Source organism: Geminocystis sp. M7585_C2015_104 (assembly GCA_015295805.1).
GTDB lineage: Bacteria > Cyanobacteriota > Cyanobacteriia > Cyanobacteriales > Cyanobacteriaceae > DVEF01.
Genome location: DVEF01000060.1, coordinates 45,329 through 69,393, shown reverse-complemented (window position 1 = coordinate 69,393; position 24,065 = coordinate 45,329). Strand labels below are relative to the sequence as shown.

The window sequence follows — 24,065 nt, the reverse complement described above, 5'->3', positions numbered from 1 at the left end:
ATAAAGGGCAATGGGGATAGGGAAGAGAACAGGAATACAAGGGGGGAGACTCTTAGAAGGGATAGCATTGACTTGAGTACCCTCCCAAAGAATGTGGCGGCGAAGGCTATACAAATCATCAATGCCATAGAAAAGGGCACTTGTTACACCACCTTTAGGGGAAAACGACTAAGACATAACCGACTTATTATCAGTATCCCCGTTACCAGAAATTACAGATTGATTTGTAGGGATTATGGCAGTTTTGTCGCACCCCAGGCAGTGGTTTCCCATGAGGACTATAATGTCTGTAAACCCGGTATCTAAGTAATTATACTCAGGTCCAGGTGTTCTCTCACCAGCATTCCTAGCAGAGAAGGCTTGATGTCCACCACAAAGGGGAAATAGCCTATCACGGGAATACTGGTGAGGGATTCAATAAGCTGTCTTGGTGTCCAGTTTTGGATGTCTTCGGGTTGACAGGGACGGGTACTGTTAAAGATAATGCCTCTTAATGATACCCCACACTGTCGAGCTAGAGCAACATTGGCAACGGTGTGGGCAATGGCACCCAGTTTTATCGGCACCACCACAATAGTATCTAAACCCCAACGGGAGGCTATATCCGCCACTGTCCACTGTTCCGTCACCGGTGACCCTAATCCTCCTAATCCCTCCACCAATAATAGCTCATAACGAGACTGTAAGTCCCTAAAACTTTTTTCCACCACTGACAAATCTACTCTCTTTCCCTCCCTCATGGCGGCAATGGGAGGGGCTAGGGGTGCTGCATAACGCAGAGGTACTACCACGTCCGGAAAAAACTGTTTATAAAACTCTTCATCCCCCACCTCCCCCGTTTGCACCAGTTTTAGTATCCCTGTAGCTCTGTGGGGCTCAAACTGTTGGTAATAACACCTCAGGGCAGTGGTGATTATGGTTTTGCCCGCATCGGTATCTGTACCCGCAATTAATAAACTTTTCATCTTGTAGTCCCTTGATTATAAAAACTATACAAAAGATTAAGAAAAAATAAAAAAAAGATTAAAAACAGCTAGTTCATAGGGTAGATTAAAATGTTATGCTAAGAGTAGCCAATGTAACAAGAGCGAAGTAAAAAGAATACAAAGAGGTTGAGAATTTGCCGTGAGTCACTCTGCCACCTTACCAGTGAGTCCGGTACTGTCCCAACACGTATCGGATAGTCGTCTGCGTATTTTTTCCGGCTCGGCTAACGTGCCCTTGGCCACAGAAGTAGCCCGTTATCTGGGGATGGACCTAGGGCCAATGATCCGGAAAAGGTTTGCAGATGGTGAGTTGTATATCCAAATACAAGAATCAATACGAGGTTGTGACGTATACCTGATCCAGCCCTGTTGTCATCCCGTCAATGATCATCTAATGGAATTGCTGATAATGATTGACGCTTGTCGGCGGGCGTCAGCACGGCAAATTACAGCAGTAATTCCTTACTATTGCTATGCCAGGGCTGATCGGAAAACTGCAGGGAGAGAAGCCATTTCTGCCAAGTTGGTGGCTAATTTGATTACCACCGCCGGCGCCCACAGAGTCTTGGCAATGGACTTACACTCAGCCCAAATTCAAGGCTATTTTGACATTCCCCTAGATCACGTGTATGGCTCTCCAGTACTTTTAGACTACCTGCTTCACAAAAACATTGAAGACTTAGTAGTAGTATCGCCGGATGTGGGGGGAGTTGCCAGGGCAAGGGCCTTTGCTAAAAAACTTAATGACGCCCCCTTGGCCATTATTGATAAACGTCGTCAATCCCATAACGTTGCCGAAGTGATGAATGTCATTGGCGACGTCAAGGGGAAAAATGCTGTTATGGTGGACGACATGATTGACACCGCCGGCACTCTCCTGGAGGGCGCTAGACTCCTCAAGAAAGAGGGCGCTAATAAGATCTACGCTTGTGCTACTCATGCTGTATTTTCTGGCCCGGCCATCTCCCGTCTTTCCAGTGGCATATTTGAAGAAGTAATCGTCACCAACACCATCCCCATCCCGGCAGATAGTTACTTCCCCCAACTAAGAGTTCTGTCTGTGGCTAACCTTTTAGGAGAGACCATTTGGCGTATCCACGAAGAAAGTTCAGTAAGTGTGATGTTCCGTTAACAAATGAAATAATTAATGCCCCCCCAACCGGGGGGTTTTTTACGTGGGGGTTTATAAACCCTCTGCTAGCCAAGACAGCTACAGACTAGGTTTCTGTCACCGTAGGCATTGTCAATCCGGGCCACGGGCGGCCAGAATTTATACTCTTTCAGATGGGGCGCCGGATATACAGCCACCTCCCTACTGTAGGGATGATTCCATTCCCCCACCAATGACTCGGCAGTATGAGGGGCATTCTTTAGAGGATTGTCTTTTCTGTCCATCTCCCCTCTCTCAATGGCGGCAATTTCTTGGCGGATACTAATCATCGCTTCACAAAAACGGTCTAATTCCGCTAAAGACTCACTCTCCGTCGGCTCAATCATTAATGTCCCCGCCACGGGCCAAGACATGGTAGGGGCATGAAAACCATAATCCATCAGCCTTTTGGCCACATCCTCTACGGTTATGTCTGCCGTCTTCTTAAAAGGCCGCAAATCGATAATACACTCGTGTGCTACTAATCCCTCCTTTCCGGTGTAAAGAATGGGATAATGGGGGGCAAGACGGTGGGCTATATAATTGGCATTGAGAATAGCTATTTTTGTAGCACGGGTTAATCCTTCCGCCCCCATCATGGCAATATACATCCAGGATATAGGCAAAATACTAGCACTCCCCCACGGAGCAGAGGCTATCCAACCAATAGAATTCTCTTCCCCCTCCCTTCCAAAGCCAGTGGCTGGCAAAAAAGGCACTAAATGAGATGCTACACAAATAGGACCAACCCCCGGGCCACCACCACCATGGGGAATACAAAACGTCTTGTGTAGGTTGAGGTGACACACATCCGCCCCAAAATCTCCAGGACGACACAGTCCTACTAGCGCATTCATGTTAGCACCATCTAGATACACTTGCCCCCCATAATGGTGCACTATGTCACAAATTTCCCTAATCCCCTCCTCAAAGACACCGTGGGTGGAAGGGAAGGTAATCATTAAAGCCGCAAGTTGTTGTTGATGCCTCTCTGCCTTCTGCTTTAAGTCTTCTATATCTATATTCCCCTTCCTGTCACAGGCAACGTTTATCACCCTCATGCCACACATTACTGCCGAGGCGGGGTTTGTGCCATGGGCTGATTCTGGTATAAGACAAACGTCCCTATACCCCTCGCCCCTAATGTGGTGGTATTGACGGATAACCTGTAACCCTGCGTATTCTCCCTGTGAGCCCGCATTCGGTTGTAAGGACACCCCTGCAAAGCCTGTAATTTCCGCTAACCAGGACTCCAGTTGGGCAAATAGTGTCTGATAGCCTTGGGTTTGAGAAAGAGGTGCAAATGGGTGAATCCGGTTAAACTCTGGCCAGGAAATCGGTAACATTTCTGAAGTGGCATTCAACTTCATCGTGCAGGAGCCTAGAGGTATCATAGATGTAGTCAAGGATAAATCCCGAGACTCCAGACGATGCAAATAACGTAACAACTCTGTTTCCGTGTGATATTGGTTGAATACCCTGGCAGTCAAAAAACGGCTTGTTCGTTGTAGTCTTTCTGGAATACCTAGTTCCTCAAAGGGGGTTATCTTTTCCCCTTTCTGACCCTTATGGGCGGCAAAAATCTCTACAATACTGTCAACATCTTGTAAAGTGGTGGTCTCATCTAGGCTTATCCCTACCCCCTGAGGCAAGTAGCGGAAATTGATTTGTCTTTTCTCTGCTGATTGTCTAATAGCATCTATCAGTTGGGGATTTTCTATTAACAGGGTGATGGTGTCGAAAAAGGTATGAGATTTGAGCAAATAACCCAACTTCTGCAAACGATGGGCCAAAAGTCTAGTTAAATTGTGTACCCTAGTGGCGATTCTCTTCAAACCCTTTTCCCCATGATATATGGCATAGGTAGCCGCCACCACCGCCAACAACACCTGGGCAGTACAAATATTACTGGTTGCTCTATCCCTACGAATGTGTTGCTCTCTGGTTTGTAATGCCAATCTTAATGCAGGCCTACCCGTGGCGTCTACAGAAACCCCTACTAGTCTACCTGGTAATAGTCTCTTGTACTCCTGCCTGGTGGCAAAAAAAGCCGCATGGGGGCCACCATACCCTAATGGTACACCAAAACGTTGACTATTGCCCACTACAACGTCTGCATTTAATTCCCCTGGCGGTTTTAAAAGAGTCAGGGCAAGCAGGTCTGTGGCAAAAATCACCAATCCCCCCTTAGCATGCACCCTTTCCACAAACTCCCCATAGTCCACAATAGTCCCATCACTGCCGGGGTATTGTACTAGACAGGCAAAAGGGGGTTTCTTTCCCAAGTCAAAACCAAAAACATCGGCAACTACTAATTCGATATTCAGGTATTTTGCCCTTGTTTTTATCACCTCTATAGTCTGGGGATGGCAATTTTCGTCCACCAAAAAGACATTCGACTCATTCTTAGCCACATGACGACACAAATTCATAGCTTCGGCAGCGGCAGTGCCTTCATCCAATAAGGAGGCGTTAGCTATTTCCATCCCCGTCAAATCCACCACCATGGTTTGGAAGTTTAACAGTGCCTCTAGTCTTCCCTGGGAAATTTCTGGTTGATAGGGAGTATAGGCAGTATACCAGTTAGGGTTTTCTATAATGTTTCTTTGGATTACCGGAGGGGTAATGCAATCATAATAACCCATGCCGATGTAAGAGCGATACACCCGATTCTGACTGGCAATGGCTTTTAGGGATTGTAACGCCTCGAATTCCGTCTTAGCCGCCGGCAGATTCAAGGGTTTGTTGTGGCGAATAGAGGGGGGAATAGCCTTATCAATTAGTTCCTCCAGACTATCATACCCCATTTGTTGAACCATCTTACGCTCATCTTCCTGGCTAATGCCAATGTGGCGATGCTGGAATTTTTCCCCCTCCAATTTCACCTCGTCAAATTCTATCTTATCCCTCAGCTGCTCCTCTACACCAGACTGGCTACTTATTCCGATGTTGTCTAAATCTAGCATTTCTCCCTTTTCCCTTGTTCAGTTACTTATTCCGATTCTAACGAAATATTAAGAGCCGTGTTTCATTTCCTTTACAAAATTGCCAATAGGGCAGCATTGTATTAATCTCCCCTTTCCTTCCGATATGTTTTTATAAGGGGAATTAGAGAAAACGATTATGACTTGTCGCCAGCCGCACAATAGTAAACCTTCTGAATACAGAAGAAAACTAGTCCGACAAATATCAAACTGTCTCGGCTTAGATAGGTTCAATTTCAACTCTGAGATTTATTACAGTCAAATCCTGGCGTTAGGCAACAACATCCGCCATTTTGATATTTAAAAACGCTATAGAATCTCATCGCTTAATATTCTCAAAATGATCTATTTATCCCCCTTGAAAATGAATTTAAACCCGCTGTAATCGTTTTTTTTATAATAAATTCATGTTGGTTATTGGCCGAAAATAAAATTTAAATTAACGAAGGTATTTCTCAAGAATAAGTTCTAGCGGTTAATGACCATATTGTCATCTTGGCAATTCCTTTGTATTTTTTTGCCAATGCCCTAGCTATAATCAGCAATATTTTATTATAAAAATAACCATTTATAGAATTATAAAAAGGTATAATACGCCCGTTTACCATGAGTTATATTAGCAGGTATACCAGGCGTTTAAAAAATTGCATTTTGCCACCAGAGACAGTTTTCAGGAAGGGCATCAAAAGTAGGTTCGGATAAAAGATAGTTTACGGCGAGAAAAGGGGAGGCTAACAGCCGAAAATCAATAGTCAAAACAAATGATAAATTCTCCTAGACTAAGCAACAAGGAAATTAACTGCATTCGCGCGGAGAATATAAGGCCAAAAAAGGAAAAACAAGAAGTGACGTTGCACATGGGAAAGATTCAGAAACCTATTGACTGACATGCCGCATATCCTCTGCTTTAGAGGGGGAGAAGTAAGGATAATGACACTGCTGGAAAAGAATTTGGTTCACAGGGATAACTATAATGAATAAGGGAGTAAATGTGCTGAGAGATACTATTGAAAAATTAGGAGGCAAAATCCAAAAACAAACAGAATTTGCCCGGGGATGATGACCATTTCAGAAATGAAATTTACGACACTATAAAATATTTCATCGAGAAGGCCGGGAATAATGGGTGAAATTGAGGAAGAATTATATAAAAACAAATACTCAGATTAACAACAGGACAAATGATGGAAAAAGGAATAGTAAACTCTAAGGGATATAAGGAGAGTGGAAGGCATTATTTATAAACAATCGCGGGACACAAACCCCCTCAATTTTAGACAATTAAATCCAACACTTGTTTTGGGAGGAAATAATAGTGGAATGTCCAATAAATTATCGGCTATTTTAGATACATGCTTAGAAAAAGAAGACTTAGCCAAGACAATTGAACCACTAATTATGTCCCGGGCATTAATGGTAAAAATTACCCTGGATGAAATTAAGAAATGGAGAGGATGGGGGAAAACCCGGGAGATACAAAACCCCCTGAATTCCAAGTAAGTGAAACCGAAAAACAATCATAATCATCCCAATGAAAAACAGCAAATTTAGACTTATTTTGACAAAATAAGTGCTGCAAAGCGGAAGGAAAAGTGGGTAATATAAATCAAAGATAAACTCTAATAAAAAATATATAAAATAGGTGAATAAGCCCATCAAAATTACACAAAAATTAGGCGGGCAAACCCTGTTCCTTTTCTGGAAAAATCACGGTTTATAGACTGTCCAGCCTTAAATACTACAATGGAGAGGACAAATCATCTGAGATTAAACAAGGAGAATAATACTACTATCCCCAATGTGTAACCCTAGCTCATAAAATAAACAAAGCCCGTTATCCCCATCTCGTGTTTAAATGTAGCAACTTAAGGGCTATCTGTATGGCTTGTGAGCCAGAAAAAGGAGATTCCAACATCTAGGATTTGGAAAGAAATTTATAAAAATGTTTATAGGAGACAGACAGTGTCTTAAAACAGTGGGAACCATTGTAAAAGGGGCTGTAATTGACTCATCCAGGTTAGAATAAACCAGAGAGAATATGCATAAGGGTATATATCTAGTCCGTATATGACTACAGCGGTGAAAACTAAGTATGAGGCAATTATCGGCTTGGAGACTCACTGTCAGCTGAATACCAGGAGTAAAATCTTCTGTAATTGTTCTACAGATTTTAACAGCCCCCCTAATACAAATGTGTGTCCGGTTTGTCTTGGGCATCCGGGAGTATTGCCAGTTTTAAATCAGGAAGTATTGAATGCAGCCATTAAAATGGGTTTGGCATTGAAGGGGAAAATCGCCAGATACAGCAAGTTCGACCGCAAACAGTATTTTTACCCAGATTTGCCCAAAAATTACCAAATATCCCAATATGACTTACCTATTGTTCGAGATGGACAACTAGAAATTGAAGTCTTTGACCCGAAAACCAAAGAGGTATACAAAAAGACAATAAGAATTACGAGACTTCACATGGAGGAGGATGCCGGTAAATTAGTCCATGCTGGCAGTGATAGACTGGCAGGATCTACCCATTCTCTAGTAGATTTTAACAGAGCAGGAGTGCCCCTGCTAGAAATAGTCTCGGCACCAGACTTACGCAGTGGTTTAGAAGCGGCAGAATATGCCCAGGAATTACGTCGTTTGGTGCGTTATTTGGGCATTAGTGATGGCAACATGCAAGAAGGCTCCCTCCGTTGTGATGTTAACATATCTGTGCGCCCGGTGGGACAAAAAGAGTTCGGGGTGAAGGTGGAAATCAAAAACATGAACTCCTTTAGTGCCATCCAAAAGGCCATTGACTATGAAATCCAAAGACAAATAGAGGCACTGGAAAGGGGACAGGAGATTATTCAAGAAACTAGACTATGGGAAGAGGGCAGTCAACGTACCATCAGCATGAGGAGTAAAGAGGAATCCAGTGACTACCGTTATTTCCCCGAACCAGACTTACCTCCGATTATAGTCAATGATAGCCTGTTAGAGGAATTGGCCAGGACCTTGCCAGAATTGCCGGCGGAAAAACGGGCGCGCTATCAAGAGGAATTGGGGTTGTCTATCTACGACGCCAGAGTACTAACCGACGACAAAGATGTTGCCCTATACTTTGAGGCAGTGGTGGCAGCAGGCGCCAACCCAAAAAGTGCGGCCAACTGGGTAACTCAAGACATTGCCGCCTATCTCAACAGCCAACCCAATTTAACCATTAACGACCTTCCTCTCAAACCCCCCATGTTGGCGGAATTAATTAGCCTGATTGAGGAGGGGACTATCAGTGGCAAGATTGCTAAGGAAATACTGCCAGAATTGTTGGAAAAAGGAGGCTCTCCCAAACAACTGGTGGAAAGTCGGGGCATGGTGACTATCTCCAACCCAGAGGAGTTGAGTGCCATTATTGACAGGGTATTGGCAGAAAATGCCGACAAGGTGGCACAATACAAGGCTGGCAAGAAGAAACTACAAGGCTTCTTTGTGGGTCAAATCATGAAAGCCACTGGTGGCAGGGCCGATCCAAAACTCACCAACCAAATCCTCAATGAGAAACTAGAGGGATAACAGACAACTGTGGGGGCTATTTGACTTTAAGCCCCTGTAAAGCTTTATGTTACAGCCAATTACATTGAGCCTGATGACGGAGAAGGTGATCGCACAATACCAGTGCCACCATGGCCTCTACCATGGGGACTGCTCTCGGTAGTACACAGGGGTCATGTCTCCCCTTGGCGGCTAACACAGTCTCCTGTCCTTCTGTTGTGACGGTTTTTTGTTCCTTTCCTATGGTAGCAGTAGGTTTGAAGGCCGCCCGCAGTATGATATTCTCCCCATTGCTGATGCCTCCCTGAATCCCCCCTGAATTGTTAGTGCGGGTGCGGATATTTCCCCCCTCATCCACATAAAACTCGTCGTTGTGTTCACTGCCTGTCATCAAAGTACCTGCAAAACCTGAGCCAATTTCAAATCCCTTAGTCGCTGGCAATGACATAATCGCCTTGGCCAAGTCTGCTTCCAACTTGTCGAATACTGGTTCTCCTAAACCTTTTGGAACATTGCGTACTACGCACTCTACTACGCCTCCTAGGGAGTCCTTCTGTCTACGAATCTCATCGATAAGTTGAACCATCTTCTCGGCGGCTTCACTGTCTGGGCATCTGACTATATTGCTTTCCACCTGTTCAAGGGTGACGGTGTCAGGATTCACATGGGCGGTGATGTGTTTGATGCTTTTCACATAGGCTACTATTTCCCCCCCAGCCAGCTGACGGAGAATTTTTTTGGCAATGGCCCCGGCAGCCACTCTCCCAATGGTTTCCCTAGCGGAAGCACGTCCTCCCCCTTGCCAGTTGCGAATCCCGTATTTGGCTTCATAAGTGGCATCTGCATGGGAAGGGCGATATTTTACGGCCATTTCCTCATAGTCTTGGGGGCGGATGTCCCTGTTGCGTACTAGAATGGCAATAGGAGTGCCCAGGGTTTTCCCCTCAAATACTCCGGAGAGGATTTCACACAAGTCTTCTTCCTGGCGGGGAGTAGTAATCTTGCTTTGTCCTGGTTTCCGTCTGTTCAACTCAAACTGGATTTCCTCCGCAGAGATTTCAATGCGGGGAGGACAACCATCGATTACCACACCAATCCCCCCTCCATGAGACTCGCCAAAGGTGGAAATGGTAAATAACTTGCCGAATATACTACCCATTTGTTACTATCTTGTTACTGATGTCTCCTACTTGTAGGGGAAGGTTGCCGTCTAATATAACCCCTTTGCCAGTTCCAATTCAAGAGAAGAATTTTTCCACACAACGGGCGAAGATTTCCACCCCCACCGATAACACCGTCTCGTCAAAGTCAAACCGGGGATGGTGGTGGGGATAATTCAAACCTTTCTTGGGATTAGCCGCACCCAAGAAGAAATAACAACCTGGTACTTGTTGTAAGAAAAAGGACATGTCTTCCCCTCCCATGGTTTGACATTCTGGCACAATCCCCAATGGCGTCTCCACCACCGCCTCTGCCACTTCCTTCACCAACCGGGTAATTTCCGGATGGTTGATAACAGGGGGGTACAATTGCCAGTAGTCCAACTTATATTTTGCCCCCTGACTGTGACATACCCCTGCTACCACTTCCTCAATCCTTCTCCGCACAAACCCTTCCATTTGGGGGTTGAAATAACGAACAGTACCTCTTATGGTAGCAGTATCAGCAATAATATTACGGGCACTGCCGGCATGAAACTCCCCTGCCGTCACCACCACGCTGTCCAAGGGAGAGACATTTCTGGCCACAATTGTCTGCAGGGCATTGACTATCTGGGCTCCTACCACCACTGCATCAATGGTTTGTTCTGGCATCGCCCCATGGCCACCTCTGCCGAAAATGGTACAGTCAAAGCATTCCACCGCCGCCATCAACGCCCCTTCCCTCACGCCAATGGTGCCCACTGGTAGGTTATTCCACAGGTGTAGACCGATAATGGCAGAAACAGGTGGATTTGATAGCACCCCCTCTTCAATCATGGGTTTAGCGCCCCCTGGTCCCTCTTCTGCCGGCTGAAAAATTATTTTTACCCTTCCACTCCACTGGTCCCGGTTTTCGGCTAAATAACGGGCTATTCCTAGGGCTATGGCCGTATGGCCGTCATGACCACAGGCGTGCATAATACCCCTGTGCTTAGAGCGGTAGCACACCATATTCTCTTCCTCCAGAGGGAGGGCATCCATGTCGGCACGAATGGCTAACACCTTATCTGTTTCTGGGGGGGGTGTACTCTCAACGAGGGCAACTATGCCGGTGGTAGCAATCCCTGTTTGATGCCTTATCCCCCAACTAGAAAGTTTCTCACTTATAAACCTGGCAGTACCCACCTCCCTAAATCCTAACTCGGGATACTGGTGCAGATAGCGACGCCATTGTACTAGTTCCGGTTGTAGTTGGGCAATGGCGGGGCGCACTTTAAAATGAACTGGTTTAGGTATAGTCTGAGTCATATCTTGGTAAGATAGCAGGGAGCCCTTTTCAATTTTACAATAATTTTATTTTTCCCCTACCCCCTTTTACGGGGAAAATGTGCTTTTGCCTTCTCGCAACCTTTGTTAACACTTGCATTTTAACCAGGGAAAGTGAATAAATAATATATTATGATTTACTATTAACGAGACACACAGAGAAGGTGAATGAGTCCAGAAGCAGAACGCGATATAGACGCCATTGAGAAACTAGAAACAGGAATACCGGGATTTGATTTTCTGGCAGAGGGTGGACTGCCAAAAGGCCGCGCTACACTCGTTTCAGGTACAGCTGGCAGTGCTAAGACGGTTTTTGCTTGTCAGTTCTTAGTAGAGGGTATTAAAAGGGGAGAAAATGGAGTTTTTGTCACCTTTGAAGAATCCCCCAAGGCCATCCGCAGCAACATGAAGGGGTTTGGCTGGAACATCAGAGAATGGGAAGAGAAAGGCCAATGGGCTTTTGTGGATGCTTCTCCCCAACCGGGAGAGGCTCCCATGGTGAGCGGTAAATATGACCTGGGGGCCCTAATTGCCCGTATTGAGTATGCTATCCGCAAACATTCTGCTAAACGAATCTCCCTTGACTCCTTGGGTGCCATTTTTACCCACCTCAACGACAGTGCCCAGGTGCGGAGTGACTTATTCCGTCTGGCCTCTGCTTTGAGGGAGTTGGGCGTCACTGCCGTAATGACTGCTGAAAGAACCGAAGAATACGGGGAAATCAGCCGTTACGGCGTGGAGGAATTTGTAGCCGACAATGTGGTTATCCTCCGCAACGTACTCAGTGATGAGAAACGTCGTCGGACGATTGAAATACTGAAGTATAGAGGGACAGACCACCAAAAGGGAGAATATCCCTTCACCATCGTTAAGGGCAAGGGGATTGTTATTATACCTCTGTCGGCCATAGAATTAGAACAAAGATCCTCCAATATCCGCATCACCTCGGGCAACAAGGAATTGGATCGGATGTGCGGTGGGGGCTTCTTCCGCGACTCCATCATCCTGGTGTCAGGGGCAACCGGCACTGGCAAAACCCTAATGGTGACAGAATTTATGGCCGGGGGGGTGCGCAACAACGAACGTTGTCTCATTTTTGCCTTCGAGGAAAGCAGGGAACAACTCTTCCGCAATGCCATCGGTTGGGGAGTAGACTTTGAACAAATGGAAAAAGAAGGCAAATTGAAGGTGGTTTGTCGTTACCCCGAGGCAACCGGCTTGGAAAACCACCTCATCAATATGAAGGAAATTATCGAGGAATTCAAACCCAACCGGGTGGCAGTGGACAGTCTCTCCGCTTTGGAAAGGGTTTCTACCCTCAAAGGCTTCCGGGAGTTTATAATCGGTTTGACCTCTTTCATAAAACAAAAAGAAATCGGCGGCCTGTTTACGGCTACCACCCCCACCCTCCTAGGGGGCACTTCCATCACCGAAGCCCACATCTCTACCATCACCGACTCTATTATCCTCCTCCGTTACGTGGAGATGTATGGGGAAATGCGTCGCGGCATAACCGTCCTAAAGATGCGCGGGTCAATGCACGACAAGGATATCCGCGAATTTACCATTGACAACAAGGGCATGCATATAGGGGCTCCCTTCCGCAATGTGACGGGGATTCTCTCTGGCACCCCTGTATATGCTACCCAGTCCGAGGTGGAACGTTTGAGCAGTCTATTTGAGGAATAACATGGAACTGGAATTCCTCTCCTCTCAGCCCAGTAGTGGACAACCGCCGGAGTTGGTTTTCGTCTTGCTACATGGTTGGGGCGCCAATTACCGTGACTTAATGGCCCTTACCCCCATGCTCAATCTCCCCTCCTGTCTTTTCCTCTTCCCCAATGCCCCCTTCCCCCACCCCCATGTGCCCAGCGGCAGGGCCTGGTATGCCCTGGAAAACGACAATCAGGGATTAGAAGAAAGTGCCCAAACCCTTTACCGCTGGCTGTTGTCCCTGGAAGATACTACCGGGGTGCCCTTGAGCAAAACTTTTTTAGGGGGATTCTCCCAGGGAGGAGCTATGAGTTTGGACGTGGGCCTGCAGTTGCCCCTAGCCGGCGTTGTCTGTCTCAGCGGTTACCTCCACTTCCAGCCTACCAGTGATCGTCATCCCTTCCCCCCTGTCCTAATCTGCCATGGCACCCTCGACAACATCGTGCCTATCTCCGCTGCCCGGGTGGCCAAGGAGAATCTAGAAAGGGTGGGAGTTTCCGTCCAATACCATGAATTTGACATCGGCCATGAAATCATCCCCGCTGAGGCCGATTTAGTCCATGATTTTGTCCTCCAGCAACTTAAAAAATCTTAATATAAATCGGGTCTGATTCGGTTTATGGTTAAGGATTAGTAATTATCGCTGTTTTGTTAAGTTTTATAAACGAAATTTAAGCAGGACGAGGAAATAAAACAACCATGAGCGTGAATCTAGCCACGATGTTGAGGGAAGGGACCAAGAAATCCCATACTATGGCCGAGAATATGGGGTTTATTAAATGCTTTCTTAAGGGGGTTGTTGAAAAAAATTCCTATCGCAAGCTGGTAGCTAATTTATACTTTGTCTACGGGGCAATGGAAGAGGAAATGGAAAAACTACAAAACCACCCTATAGTAGGCAAAATATACTTCCCCGAATTGAATCGACAACCCAGTTTGGCTAAAGACCTACAATACTACTACGGCAGTAATTGGAAAAACGAAATCCAACTAAGCCCGGCAGGACAAAATTATGTAAACCGGATTCGGGAAATTGCCGCCCACAGCCCAGAATTGTTTGTGGCCCACTCTTACACTCGTTATCTGGGGGACTTATCTGGAGGTCAAATCCTTAAAACCATTGCCCAAAAAGCCATGAATTTGAATGGCCAGGGCACTGCTTTTTACGAATTCGAGCAAATTAGTGATGAGAAGGCCTTTAAAAACAAATATCGTCAAGCCCTCAACCAATTGCCCGTAGACTTGGCCACCGCCCAGAGGATTGTAGACGAGGCTAACTATGCCTTCAAACTCAACATGGACATGTTCAAAGAATTAGAGGGGAATCTCATCCTTGCCATTGGCAAAATGTTGTTTAACACCCTTACTTCCCGTCGCAGTCGTGGCAGCACAGAAACCAAAGAGGGGGAATTAGCTACTGCCGAATAGGACTGCTGGAAAACAGGAGGGGATGAGATACAATTGAGATACAATGGGGACAATTGCCCGTATCCGCCCCTTCTTTTCTCCCCCTATGACGGTGAAAAAGCCAATATATCTAGACAATCATGCTACCACTAAACCTGATCCACGGGTAATTGAAGCCACTTTGCCCTTTTTGACGGACTATTTTGGCAATCCCGCCAGTGTGGGGCATCTTTACGGCTGGGAAGCAGAAGCCGGCGTTAAAAAGGCGCGTCAGATTATTGCCCAAGCCATCAATGCCCAGGAGGAGGAAATTATCTTCACCAGTGGCGCCACGGAAGCCAACAATTTGGCCATAAAGGGAGTGGCGGAAGCCTATTTTCAAAAAGGCCGACATATCGTCACCGTCTCCACTGAGCATAATGCCGTCCTGGAGCCCTGTCAATACCTCCAAAAACTGGGGTTCGAGGTGACCTATCTCCCCGTCAAGAAAAATGGCCTGTTAGACTTGGATTTATTGGCAGATAGTATCCGTACTGACACCATCCTGGTCTCCGTGATGACAGCTAATAATGAGATAGGTGTCATCCAGGACATAGAGAAAATAGGGGCCATCTGTAGAGAAAGGGGGGTCATTTTCCACACCGATGCCGCCCAGGCAATAGGCAAAGTCCCCCTGGATGTAGAGAAGATGAATATAGACTTGATGTCTCTCACTGCCCACAAGATTCACGGCATCAAAGGAATAGGGGCACTGTATGTACGCTCCCGTAATCCCCGGGTAAAGCTGGCTCCCCAAATCCATGGTGGGGGGCAAGAAAGGGGTTTACGCTCTGGTACCCTGTCTCCCCCCCTAATCGTTAGCTTTGGGGAAACTATTAGAATTGCCCTCCAGGAGATGCCCCGGGAAAATGAGCGTCAACGGCAATTACGAGACTATCTGTGGCACAAACTCAGTCAACTGGACGGTATCCGCCTCAATGGTGATCTCCAGCAACGACTCCCCGGCAACTTGAATGTGAGCATAGAGGGAGTAAATGGCCCAGCTTTACTGCTGGCCCTAAACTCCAAAATAGCTATCTCTTCCGGCGCCGCCTGTTCCTCCGGTAACCCCAAACCCTCCCATGTGTTGAAGGCATTAGGGCACTCTGACCAGTTGGCCAAGGCTTCTCTGCGTTTTGGCCTCGGCCGTTTTACCACCCAGGAAGAAATCGAAGAAGCCGCCGAGTTTGTCCTGGAAACCATCAAAATCCTCCGACGACAAAAAATAGCTCCCCACCAATAATAAAACCCCCCCTCAGGGGGATGACATGTGACAAGAGCCCGCTATGGCCAACAATTAACAATTATTTTTTGCCGCGATAGGGCACTTTGTCTAGACTGATATTTTGGGCAGAGACACGGGGTATAGGGGCTGGTTTAGGATTGATACTACGTGCCATGTTCAAGTATAGTGCAGGGTCGCCAGCCCTGGGTTTTCTGTCTTGGGGTGTATAACGACGGACTTCGTTTTGCCAGATGATTTGTGGGAAGCCCAAAATGGCACGATAGTAGGCATCGTAACGAGGGGACTTGATGTTAAAGGGAATCTCACCCCTGTCACGCCCAGGTAGTACCCGACGACGTTGATAGGGGACGGTATCGTAGCCGAAGTTTTCTAGATACTCGTCGCTGTTGAGCAATTCGTCCACAAAGCCCTTAATCCCCTTGGTGGCCACCACAATAGACCAGGCAATTTTCTCCCTTTCGCTGTAGGGATCACGCCCCAAAACCCTTTGAATACACTGTTCTACAAAACGATAGTTGCTATTTTTGTCGTAAAAGCTATTCTTAAAGGTTTTTGATAATAGTAGGCCACGGATAAAATCACGCACAGTGATTTGTCTGTTGCGCAACTGGGATTCTAAGAAGGGCTCACGATCCCATTTGAAGGCGTGGAAGAAAATCTGACGATAGGCCGCCTCTATCAACTCATCCCACTCAGAGGGGCTGTATATGTTCTCCGCGTTGTAAATTCTGGGCTGCTCGTCTCCGCCCACCTCATACCCAGGCACACGGCTATTCTGGGTGCGGGGTGCATATTCTAATAGAGGAATAGCCAAGGTTTGACCTCCGTACTTGTATTCTCATGTTCTTCCCTTAAATAAGGATAATCCACAAGGGGCTCTCACCTTAATAAACGTAAAGATTTGTTACATCCGTTCCCTAAGACTCTTATTTTCCTCCACAATCAAGGCAAAAAAGGAACTTCTACATGGTTTTCCTGTCCATAGTCCTGTCTGTAAAAAAACAGCTAATGACACTTTATTATGATACTCTTCCCTATGAAGTTAAAACTGTTTGTCGACCCTCGAGACTATCAAATTTGTTTTCTCATCCTCTTTCTTTTACTGGGTATATTCAACCGGGATTGGCATCTCTCTTGTTCTCATTTTATTTCTATTATACTCTCCTGTTTATTGACGCAATTTATAGCGGAAAATATAGCCAATATAAGAGAAATATTTAGCTTTTTTTCTTTGAAAATTTGCCATTACAACCAAGATTTTAATTGGAAAATAACGGGATTAAAAAGTGCCCTGACAACCAGCCTAGGTCTGTCACTTTTAATAAGGTCAAATGGGGTTTTTCCCCTGGTAGTTGCAGGGGTGACTGCTATAGCATCAAAATTCATTTTTTCTGTGGGCAAGAAGCACTTTTTTAATCCTGGCAATTTTGGGATTATTTCCGCCTTGGCTCTTACCCATAACGCTTGGGTATCACCTGGACAGTGGGGGCACGAGTGGTTTTATTTAGCCCTGTTTATATGCACTGGCGCCTTGGTTCTAAACAAGGTAGGGCGCTGGGAAACTACCGGTGCTTTCCTGATAACCTACATCCTCTTGTCCTGTATGTATAACTGTTATTTGGGATGGGAATGGGATGTGGTTTGGCATCAACTAGGCACAGGAAGTCTACTGGTTTTTGCCTTCTTTATGATTAGTGATCCCCGCTCAATTCCCGACAGTAAAATAGGAAGGACAATCTGGTCAATTCTCGTGGCCACCCTAGCATTTGTCCTGGGAAGTCTCTTCTATGTTTACAATGCCATTTTCATATCCCTATTTGTCCTGTCTCCCCTTACTGTTTTGTTAGACAAAATCTGGGAAGGTCAACGATTTTACTGGCCTATTCCCCAAGTACAGTCAGAACATAAATTGAGTGTTGCAAATGGAGGCCAGGCATGAAAAAAATTCTATTAACAGTGGCAATATTACTAGCAGTTTGTCTTAGTTTCCCCCAACAGGTATGGGCCTTTTGTGGTTTCTACGTAGCAAAAGCTGATACTAAACTATACAACCAAGCCTCTCAGGTAATTATTGCCCGCAAAGGCGATCGCACAGTTTTAACCATGGCCAATGACTACCAGGGAGATGTCAAAGACTTTGCCGTGGTAGTACCAATACCAGTCTCTGTAACCAAAGATCAAGTCAATGTGGGCAATCCCAAAATCCTAGAAAGACTGGACGCCTTTAGTGCCCCCAGATTGGTAGAATACTACGACTATGACCCCTGTGCCCCCCCATTGCCAATATATAGAACACAACAAGAAGCCCCAAATGTGGCAGGAGGGGGAAGAAGAGGGGCAATGAGTGACCAGGCCCTTGGTGTTACAGTAGAAAGTAAGTTCACTGTGGGAGAATACGACATAGTTGTCCTCAGCGCCAAAGAATCCCAGGGATTAGAAACCTGGCTTATCCAAAACGGCTATAAAATCCCTAGAGGCGCCAAGGAATTGTTAGCCCCCTATATCCGTCAGAAAATGAAATTCTTTGTGGCTAGGGTAAATCTAGAGGAATATGAAAAAGGCGGCTATGTTAACCTGCGCCCCCTACAGGTAGCCTATGAATACCCCAAATTCATGCTACCTATCCGCCTGGGGATGATTAACAGCAAAAAAGAACAGGATTTGATCATCTACCTCCTCTCAGACACCGGGCAAACGGAATTAACCAACTATCGCACTGTCAAAATCCCCTCTAATGTAGATGTGCCGGAATTCGTGGAAAAACAGTTTGGGGATTTCTATAAGGCCATGTTTACCCGTAGTTATGAGCGGGAAGGGAAGAGAGTAGCCTTTTTGGAATATGCTTGGAACATGGGATGGTGTGACCCCTGTGCCGCCGAGCCCCTCACCCCTGACGAGTTGAGACAAGCCGGCGTCTTCTGGTATGACCCTAATCGCCCCAGTGATGTATTTATAACGAGATTACATGTAAGATACGAAAGAGCTCATTTCCCAGAGGATCTGAGATTTCAAAACACCCCAAATCAGGAACTATTCCAAGGCCGTTATGTCATCCGCCACCCCTTCCGAGGCCCCATCTCCTGTGAGGCGGGCAAAGACTATCTCCGTAAAACTCGGCAGCGACAAGAAAAAGAAGCCCAAACCCTAGCAATTCTCACTGGTTGGGACATAAACAAAATCAGACGGCAAATCGACTTCGTAAACGTCCATGTGAAAATCGAAGAAACTCCCTGGTGGCGCAGACTTTGGCCAGAGAGAAACCGATAACAAGATTTGCCCTGGGTGTACCTTATCGGTTACCCTGAAAATGGATTTTTAGTCCAAGGAAAGGGTAACACTGTCTGGTATGAGAATCCTAGTCACCGGGGGTGCCGGTTTTATTGGTTCACATCTGGTAGATCGCCTAATGGAAGAGGGGCATGAGGTATTATGTTTGGACAACTTTTATACGGGCACCAAGGCAAATATTCAACAGTGGTTGGGGCACCCCCGCTTTGAATTAATCCGCCATGATATTACCGAACCAATACGTCTAGAAGTGGATCAAATTTACCATCTCGCCTGCCCCGCCTCCCCTGTCCACTATCAGTATAATCCTATCAAAACTACAAAGGTGAGTTTTATGGGCACTCTCCACATGTTGGGGTTGGCCAAGAGGGTTAAGGCTAGATTCCTCCTGGCTTCCACCTCCGAGGTATATGGAGATCCCCTTGTGCACCCTCAACCAGAGGAATACAGGGGTAATGTCAACTGCATCGGTGTCCGTGCCTGTTATGATGAGGGTAAGAGAATTGCAGAAACCCTCACCTTTGACTATTACAGAGAACACAAAATAGAAGTCAGAATAGCACGGATCTTTAACACCTATGGCCCTAGGATGTTAGAAAATGACGGGCGGGTGGTGAGTAATTTCATCGTCCAGGCTTTAAGGGGAATGCCCCTCACGGTTTACGGCGATGGCAGTCAAACCCGCAGTTTTTGTTATGTGTCTGACTTGGTAGATGGGTTAATAAAACTGATGAATAGCGATTACACTGGCCCTGTGAATTTGGGCAACCCGGAGGAGTATACAATCCTACAACTGGCTAAGACTATCCAAAATCTCGTTAACCCGGGAGTGGAAATAGTCTTTAAACCCCTCCCAGAAGATGACCCAAAACAACGACAACCCGACATCACCAAGGCGAAAACCTATCTTCACTGGCAACCAAAAGTCCCCCTCCTGGAAGGTTTGCAGAGGACTATAGAAGACTTCCGTCGTCGTCTTTCCCTGTAACAGTGTCATAACACCATGAAAAGTGTAGGTATTTGAAGTATGCGAGTATCAGTAGTGGGCACAGGATATGTAGGACTGGTAACAGGAGTTTGTTTGGCACACATCGGCCATGATGTCATCTGCATCGACAACAACGAGGAAAAGGTCAAACTGATGAAACAAGGGCAATCCCCTATTTATGAGCCCGGGTTGTCGGAGTTAATGCAAGAAACCATGGCCAAGGGAAGACTAGACTTCTCCACCGATTTGGGAGTGGGAGTCAGTCATGGGGAGATTATTTTCATCGCGGTGGGCACCCCCGCTTTACCCACAGGAGAAACCGATACCCGTTATGTGGAAGCAGTAGCTCGTGGTATTGGTTATCACCTTCAACAGGACTACAAGGTGGTGGTAAACAAATCCACAGTGCCCATAGGCTCGGGAGATTGGGTGCGGCTACTGGTTTTGGAGGGCTATAGGGAAAAAAATCCTAATGGCGGTGAGCCCCTTTTCGATGTAGTTAGCAATCCTGAGTTTCTGCGGGAAGGCAGTGCCGTCTATGACACCTTTAACCCCGATCGCATCGTTTTGGGAGGCAACAGCGAAAAGGCTATTGCCATGATGAAAGAATTGTATCACCCTATAATTAAAAGGCAATTCAGCGAAAATCCCCACCTGCCCCCCGTGCCCCTGGTAGTCACAGACTTGAGTTCGGCGGAGATGATTAAATATGCGGCCAATGCCTTCCTGGCTACCAAAATCAGCTTTATTAATGAAATCGCCAATATATGCGATCGGGTGGGGGCAGATGTGACTCAGGTAGCCCTGGGAATAGGCTTGGACTCCCGCATAGGCCCTAAATTTCTTCAGGCTGGCATTGGCTGGGGGGGATCATGCTTCCCCAAAGATGTTGCTGCTTTGATTCATACTGCTCAAGACTACGGCTATACTGCAGAACTTTTAATGGCTACCGTCAACGTCAACAGGCGTCAAAGAATGGTTGTAATCGAAAAGTTACAACACGAACTAAAAATCCTTAAGGGAAAGGTAATTGGCCTATTGGGTTTGACCTTCAAACCAGACACCGACGACATGCGAGATGCCCCCTCTTTGGACATTATCAAGGAGTTGAATCGTTTGGGGGCCTTTATCAAAGCCTATGACCCCATTGTATCCCAGAGTGGCCTCAGTCATGGCCTTTCCAGTGTTACCATTGAAACCAGTGTGGAGATGTTGGCCGACGGTTGTGATGCCCTTGTATTGGTCACCGAGTGGCAAGAATTCCTCCGCCTAGACTGGGAGAAAATCCGTCTGCGTCTCAAACAACCTATTGTCATCGATGGGCGTAATTTCCTCGACAAAAAGGCATTAGAGGCACTCGGTTTCCGTTATATTGGTGTTGGTCGCTGATGGGTATTATACTGGCCTGAACTATGACTGAAATTAAGTTTATTCCCATTATTCTGGCGGGTGGGAAGGGAGAAAGATTTTGGCCCCTTAGCCGCTTGAATCGTCCAAAACAGTTTTTAAGTCTGGATGGCAGTGGCAATACCCTCCTGCAAAACACCGCCCAACGTTTATTGTCTCTAGCCGGTGGTTGGGAGGGGCTAATGGTAATCACCTCCGAGGTGTTGGCAGAGGGGGTAAGACAGCAACTGCCTCACCTGCCTCAGGATAACATACTAGTAGAACCCATGGGGAAAGACACCGCCCCAGCAGTGGCATGGGCAAGTCTAGAAGTTAAACGCCGCTATGGGGATGAGCCCAATCTCATTGTGGGCTTTTTCCCTGCTGACCATCATATCGGCAATACTGCCGAGTTTGCCAGAATCCTCCATAGGGCCATCCATTTTGCCGCCGAGAAACAGGGTATTATCACTCTTGGCATCCAACCCAACTATCCCGCCACTGGTTACGGCTACATAGAACAAGGAGAGCTCCAATGTCAAGAAGATGACATAATTCTTTACAAAGTGGCCAGATTCACGGAAAAACCAAACCAAGACACTGCCAAACAGTTTATCGCCACAGGGAGGTATAGTTGGAATAGTGGCATGTTTATTTTCCCCGTGGCAGTGGTATTGGCGGAATTAGAAAAACACTCCCCTGACATACTCTTACCGCTGCTGGAGGGGGGAAAATCTGCCTATCCCCAGTTACCCAAAATTAGCATTGACTATGCCTTGATGGAGAAGACTTCTCTGGCTTACGTTATTCCCGCTAACTTTGGTTGGGATGATTTGGGTGACTGGAATGCTTTGGAGAGACTCTTGCAAAAACAGGATGGCAATGTAGTGGTGGGCAATTGTTTAGTCACCAATACGGAAAACTGTATCCTCTACAATCATCAACCAGAGGAGATTGTGGTGGCCATTGGTGTCAGGGATTTAGTAGTGGTGAGGGTAGAAAATGCCACTTTGATTGTGCCTAAATCTGAAACTCAGAATATCAAAAAGGCGCTACAATTACTCCAGCAAGGGGGAAACAGTCATCTTTTTCTCTGACAAACCGATTCTTTGACGGGCAAAATATTCCCTTGACAAACTGACTGGACAAAACTAGTGGTGAGATAATGTCCAATTACGGGTTAAAATGGTGCGGGGGTGGATGACTTTACATCTTTGCAGTAAATCGCAAATAGAATAATCACACACCATCCTCAACCCCCTCATTAAATCCTCGTAACTCACTTGACGCATGTGATTTAGTTGGGGGGTGTCTCCCCTCGACTTTTCCAATTTGTCGGCAATGAAAACAATACAACTCAACTTGCTCATCTGGGGACGTCCTAGGGTATGATTGCCGATAGCCTCTAGAATCTCCTCATTGTCTACCCCAAATTCCTGTTTTGCCACAATGGCACTCACTTCTGCATGGAGTAAATGGGGGTGACTACTGGTTATCTCATCCAATTCTATCCCATTTTCCCTTGCCATCTGTAACAGTCGCTGGGGTGGGAAAAACTTGGCTAAATCGTGTAATAAACCAGCAGTGGCGGCTTGGTAAACATCCACTCCATGACGTTTGGCAAGCTGGATACACATTTCTTCCACCCCCAGAATGTGTTTCACCCTTTCCGGTGGCATGTTTTGATTTAACCAGTCTATCACCCGCTGCCGCATATTCCCCCAAGACGGTTTTTGTTATGCTATAGCTTAGCATGATCCCCATCCGCCCGCCAAGAGGACTTAGACATGAATTTTAGTCAGTCTTTAGGATTCCTTGCCTTTCTTATTTCCCTTTATATTCTTTGGGAAATTCGTTATTTGCTGTTGCTGATTTTCTCTGCTGTTGTCTTTGCCATTCCCCTCAACCGTCTCGTAAAAAAAATACAACTTTATGGTTTAACTCGTTTTCAGGCTACTGTGGTTGTCTTTTTCTGTTTGCTTTTCGTCCTTTCCCTTATTATTTTCCTAGTTTTACCTCCATTTATTTCCGAATTTACACTTCTCCTCAAATTGTTACCCAAGGCGCCCAATAAAATCGAAGAACTCCTTAAAAAAAGTCAGTTTTACAATGCCGAATTATATCAATTCCTCTTCCAACAAATTAACAGTTATTGGAAGCAAAACGAGCTCTTGCCCACCAGAATATACAACAACTTTTTAGCCTTGTTTTCCAATGTCCTAAGTATAGTATTCCAGGTAATATTCGTCATTGTTTTGACTTTTGTATTCCTTCTTAATCCTCAACAATACCGTGGCCGTGTAGTAAAAATGTTTCCTGCCTTTTATCGTCAGCGTATATCGGAAATTCTAGACAAAACTGAGGACTCCATCTGCAACTGGCTGGCAGGGGTAACCATTAATTGTATTTTCATCGGAATTTTAAGTGCCATTGGCTTGTGGATTCTACAGGTAAAATTGGTTTTAGTACATGGATTGTTGGCTGGATTGCTCAATTTTATACCTAATATTGGCCCCACCTTGAGTGTAGTCTTTCCCGTCACCACTGCCCTAGTAGATGAGCCCTGGAAGATTATACCAATTGTCGTTTGGTATTTTATCGTCCAACATATCGAGAGTTATTGGCTAACCCCCAGGGTAATGGCTGACAAAGTCTCTCTTTTGCCTGCCATAACTCTCTTTTGCCAAATCTTTTTTGCTACCATTTTTGGCGCCTTGGGTTTAATATTGGCACTACCCTTAACAGTAGTAGCTAAAACCTGGATTGAAGAAATCCTCTTTCATGACATTCTAGACCAATGGCAACTAGACAAACACCCCGGCAAACAAAAATTAATCTCCCCACTGCATAAATCTGGCGATAATGATGGATAAACCAAT

Annotated in this window: 19 protein-coding genes; 13 read left to right on the top strand and 6 right to left on the bottom strand. The window is 46.0% G+C overall.

Features of this window, described 5'->3' with window-relative positions; genetic code table 11:
* Positions 1 to 306, top strand: coding sequence for a hypothetical protein (locus IGQ44_07110; protein HIK37741.1), 306 nt, complete (start codon positions 1 to 3; stop codon positions 304 to 306).
* Here IGQ44_07110 and bioD read toward each other — a convergent pair.
* Complete coding sequence (gene bioD / locus IGQ44_07105; protein ID HIK37740.1) at positions 303 to 965, bottom strand: ATP-dependent dethiobiotin synthetase BioD; 663 nt, start codon at positions 963 to 965, stop codon at positions 303 to 305. The genes IGQ44_07110 and bioD overlap by 4 nt on opposite strands.
* Positions 966 to 1,149: 184 nt before the next feature.
* On the opposite strand from bioD, the gene IGQ44_07100 reads away from it, so the two are divergent.
* Positions 1,150 to 2,118, top strand: a complete 969-nt coding sequence (locus IGQ44_07100) for a ribose-phosphate pyrophosphokinase (GenBank protein HIK37739.1) — start codon at positions 1,150 to 1,152, stop codon at positions 2,116 to 2,118.
* A gap of 65 nt (positions 2,119 to 2,183) precedes the next feature.
* Here the strand turns inward: IGQ44_07100 and gcvP are convergent, their stop codons facing one another.
* Entirely contained in the window at positions 2,184 to 5,102 is a 2,919-nt protein-coding gene (gene gcvP, locus IGQ44_07095; protein HIK37738.1) for an aminomethyl-transferring glycine dehydrogenase, read from the bottom strand.
* 2,085 nt (positions 5,103 to 7,187) lie between these two features.
* On the opposite strand from gcvP, the gene gatB reads away from it, so the two are divergent.
* The gene (gatB, locus tag IGQ44_07090; GenBank protein HIK37737.1) at positions 7,188 to 8,672 is read left to right on the top strand and encodes an Asp-tRNA(Asn)/Glu-tRNA(Gln) amidotransferase subunit GatB; all 1,485 of its coding nucleotides are present in this window, start codon (positions 7,188 to 7,190) and stop codon (positions 8,670 to 8,672) included.
* A gap of 49 nt (positions 8,673 to 8,721) precedes the next feature.
* Here the strand turns inward: gatB and aroC are convergent, their stop codons facing one another.
* Together aroC and IGQ44_07080 are read right to left on the bottom strand one after the other, a co-directional pair.
* Entirely contained in the window at positions 8,722 to 9,810 is a 1,089-nt protein-coding gene (gene aroC, locus IGQ44_07085; GenBank protein ID HIK37736.1) for a chorismate synthase, read from the bottom strand.
* A 79-nt stretch (positions 9,811 to 9,889) separates the two neighbouring features.
* Positions 9,890 to 11,101: an amidohydrolase gene (locus tag IGQ44_07080; protein HIK37735.1), complete on the bottom strand. Its 1,212-nt coding sequence runs from the start codon at positions 11,099 to 11,101 to the stop codon at positions 9,890 to 9,892.
* A 186-nt stretch (positions 11,102 to 11,287) separates the two neighbouring features.
* On the opposite strand from IGQ44_07080, the gene kaiC reads away from it, so the two are divergent.
* The 4 genes from kaiC (at position 11,288) to IGQ44_07060 (ending at position 15,521) form a co-directional block, all read left to right on the top strand.
* Positions 11,288 to 12,808, top strand: a complete 1,521-nt coding sequence (gene kaiC, locus IGQ44_07075) for a circadian clock protein KaiC (GenBank protein ID HIK37734.1) — start codon at positions 11,288 to 11,290, stop codon at positions 12,806 to 12,808.
* A 1-nt stretch (position 12,809) separates the two neighbouring features.
* Positions 12,810 to 13,427 (top strand): alpha/beta hydrolase, encoded by a 618-nt coding sequence (locus IGQ44_07070; protein HIK37733.1) that lies wholly within the window; start codon positions 12,810 to 12,812, stop codon positions 13,425 to 13,427.
* A 104-nt stretch (positions 13,428 to 13,531) separates the two neighbouring features.
* Positions 13,532 to 14,260, top strand: a complete 729-nt coding sequence (locus IGQ44_07065) for a heme oxygenase (biliverdin-producing) (GenBank protein ID HIK37732.1) — start codon at positions 13,532 to 13,534, stop codon at positions 14,258 to 14,260.
* Positions 14,261 to 14,345: 85 nt separating this feature from the next.
* The gene (locus IGQ44_07060; GenBank protein ID HIK37731.1) at positions 14,346 to 15,521 is read left to right on the top strand and encodes an aminotransferase class V-fold PLP-dependent enzyme; all 1,176 of its coding nucleotides are present in this window, start codon (positions 14,346 to 14,348) and stop codon (positions 15,519 to 15,521) included.
* A 61-nt stretch (positions 15,522 to 15,582) separates the two neighbouring features.
* Here IGQ44_07060 and IGQ44_07055 read toward each other — a convergent pair whose 3' ends face one another.
* Entirely contained in the window at positions 15,583 to 16,338 is a 756-nt protein-coding gene (locus IGQ44_07055; protein HIK37730.1) for a phycobilisome rod-core linker polypeptide, read from the bottom strand.
* A 222-nt stretch (positions 16,339 to 16,560) separates the two neighbouring features.
* Between IGQ44_07055 and IGQ44_07050 the strand changes: the two genes are divergently transcribed.
* From IGQ44_07050 to IGQ44_07030, 5 genes are all read left to right on the top strand, one after another.
* The gene (locus tag IGQ44_07050) at positions 16,561 to 17,463 is read left to right on the top strand and encodes an RnfABCDGE type electron transport complex subunit D (protein HIK37729.1); all 903 of its coding nucleotides are present in this window, start codon (positions 16,561 to 16,563) and stop codon (positions 17,461 to 17,463) included.
* Positions 17,460 to 18,791 (top strand): DUF2330 domain-containing protein, encoded by a 1,332-nt coding sequence (locus tag IGQ44_07045; protein HIK37728.1) that lies wholly within the window; start codon positions 17,460 to 17,462, stop codon positions 18,789 to 18,791. Before IGQ44_07050 ends, IGQ44_07045 begins: the two co-directional genes overlap by 4 nt.
* A gap of 79 nt (positions 18,792 to 18,870) precedes the next feature.
* Entirely contained in the window at positions 18,871 to 19,800 is a 930-nt protein-coding gene (locus IGQ44_07040; GenBank protein ID HIK37727.1) for an SDR family oxidoreductase, read from the top strand.
* Between the two features lie 39 nt (positions 19,801 to 19,839).
* On the top strand, positions 19,840 to 21,189 hold the full coding sequence (locus IGQ44_07035) for a UDP-glucose/GDP-mannose dehydrogenase family protein (protein ID HIK37726.1): 1,350 nt from the start codon (positions 19,840 to 19,842) through the stop codon (positions 21,187 to 21,189).
* A gap of 23 nt (positions 21,190 to 21,212) precedes the next feature.
* A complete protein-coding gene (locus IGQ44_07030; protein HIK37725.1) occupies positions 21,213 to 22,283 on the top strand; it encodes a mannose-1-phosphate guanylyltransferase in 1,071 nt (356 codons plus the stop codon).
* Between the two features lie 54 nt (positions 22,284 to 22,337).
* On the opposite strand, the gene yqeK is transcribed toward IGQ44_07030, so the two are convergent.
* On the bottom strand, positions 22,338 to 22,901 hold the full coding sequence (gene yqeK, locus IGQ44_07025) for a bis(5'-nucleosyl)-tetraphosphatase (symmetrical) YqeK (protein HIK37724.1): 564 nt from the start codon (positions 22,899 to 22,901) through the stop codon (positions 22,338 to 22,340).
* A 72-nt stretch (positions 22,902 to 22,973) separates the two neighbouring features.
* On the opposite strand from yqeK, the gene IGQ44_07020 reads away from it, so the two are divergent.
* Positions 22,974 to 24,059, top strand: a complete 1,086-nt coding sequence (locus IGQ44_07020; protein HIK37723.1) for an AI-2E family transporter — start codon at positions 22,974 to 22,976, stop codon at positions 24,057 to 24,059.
* The last annotated feature ends 6 nt before the right edge of the window (positions 24,060 to 24,065 follow it).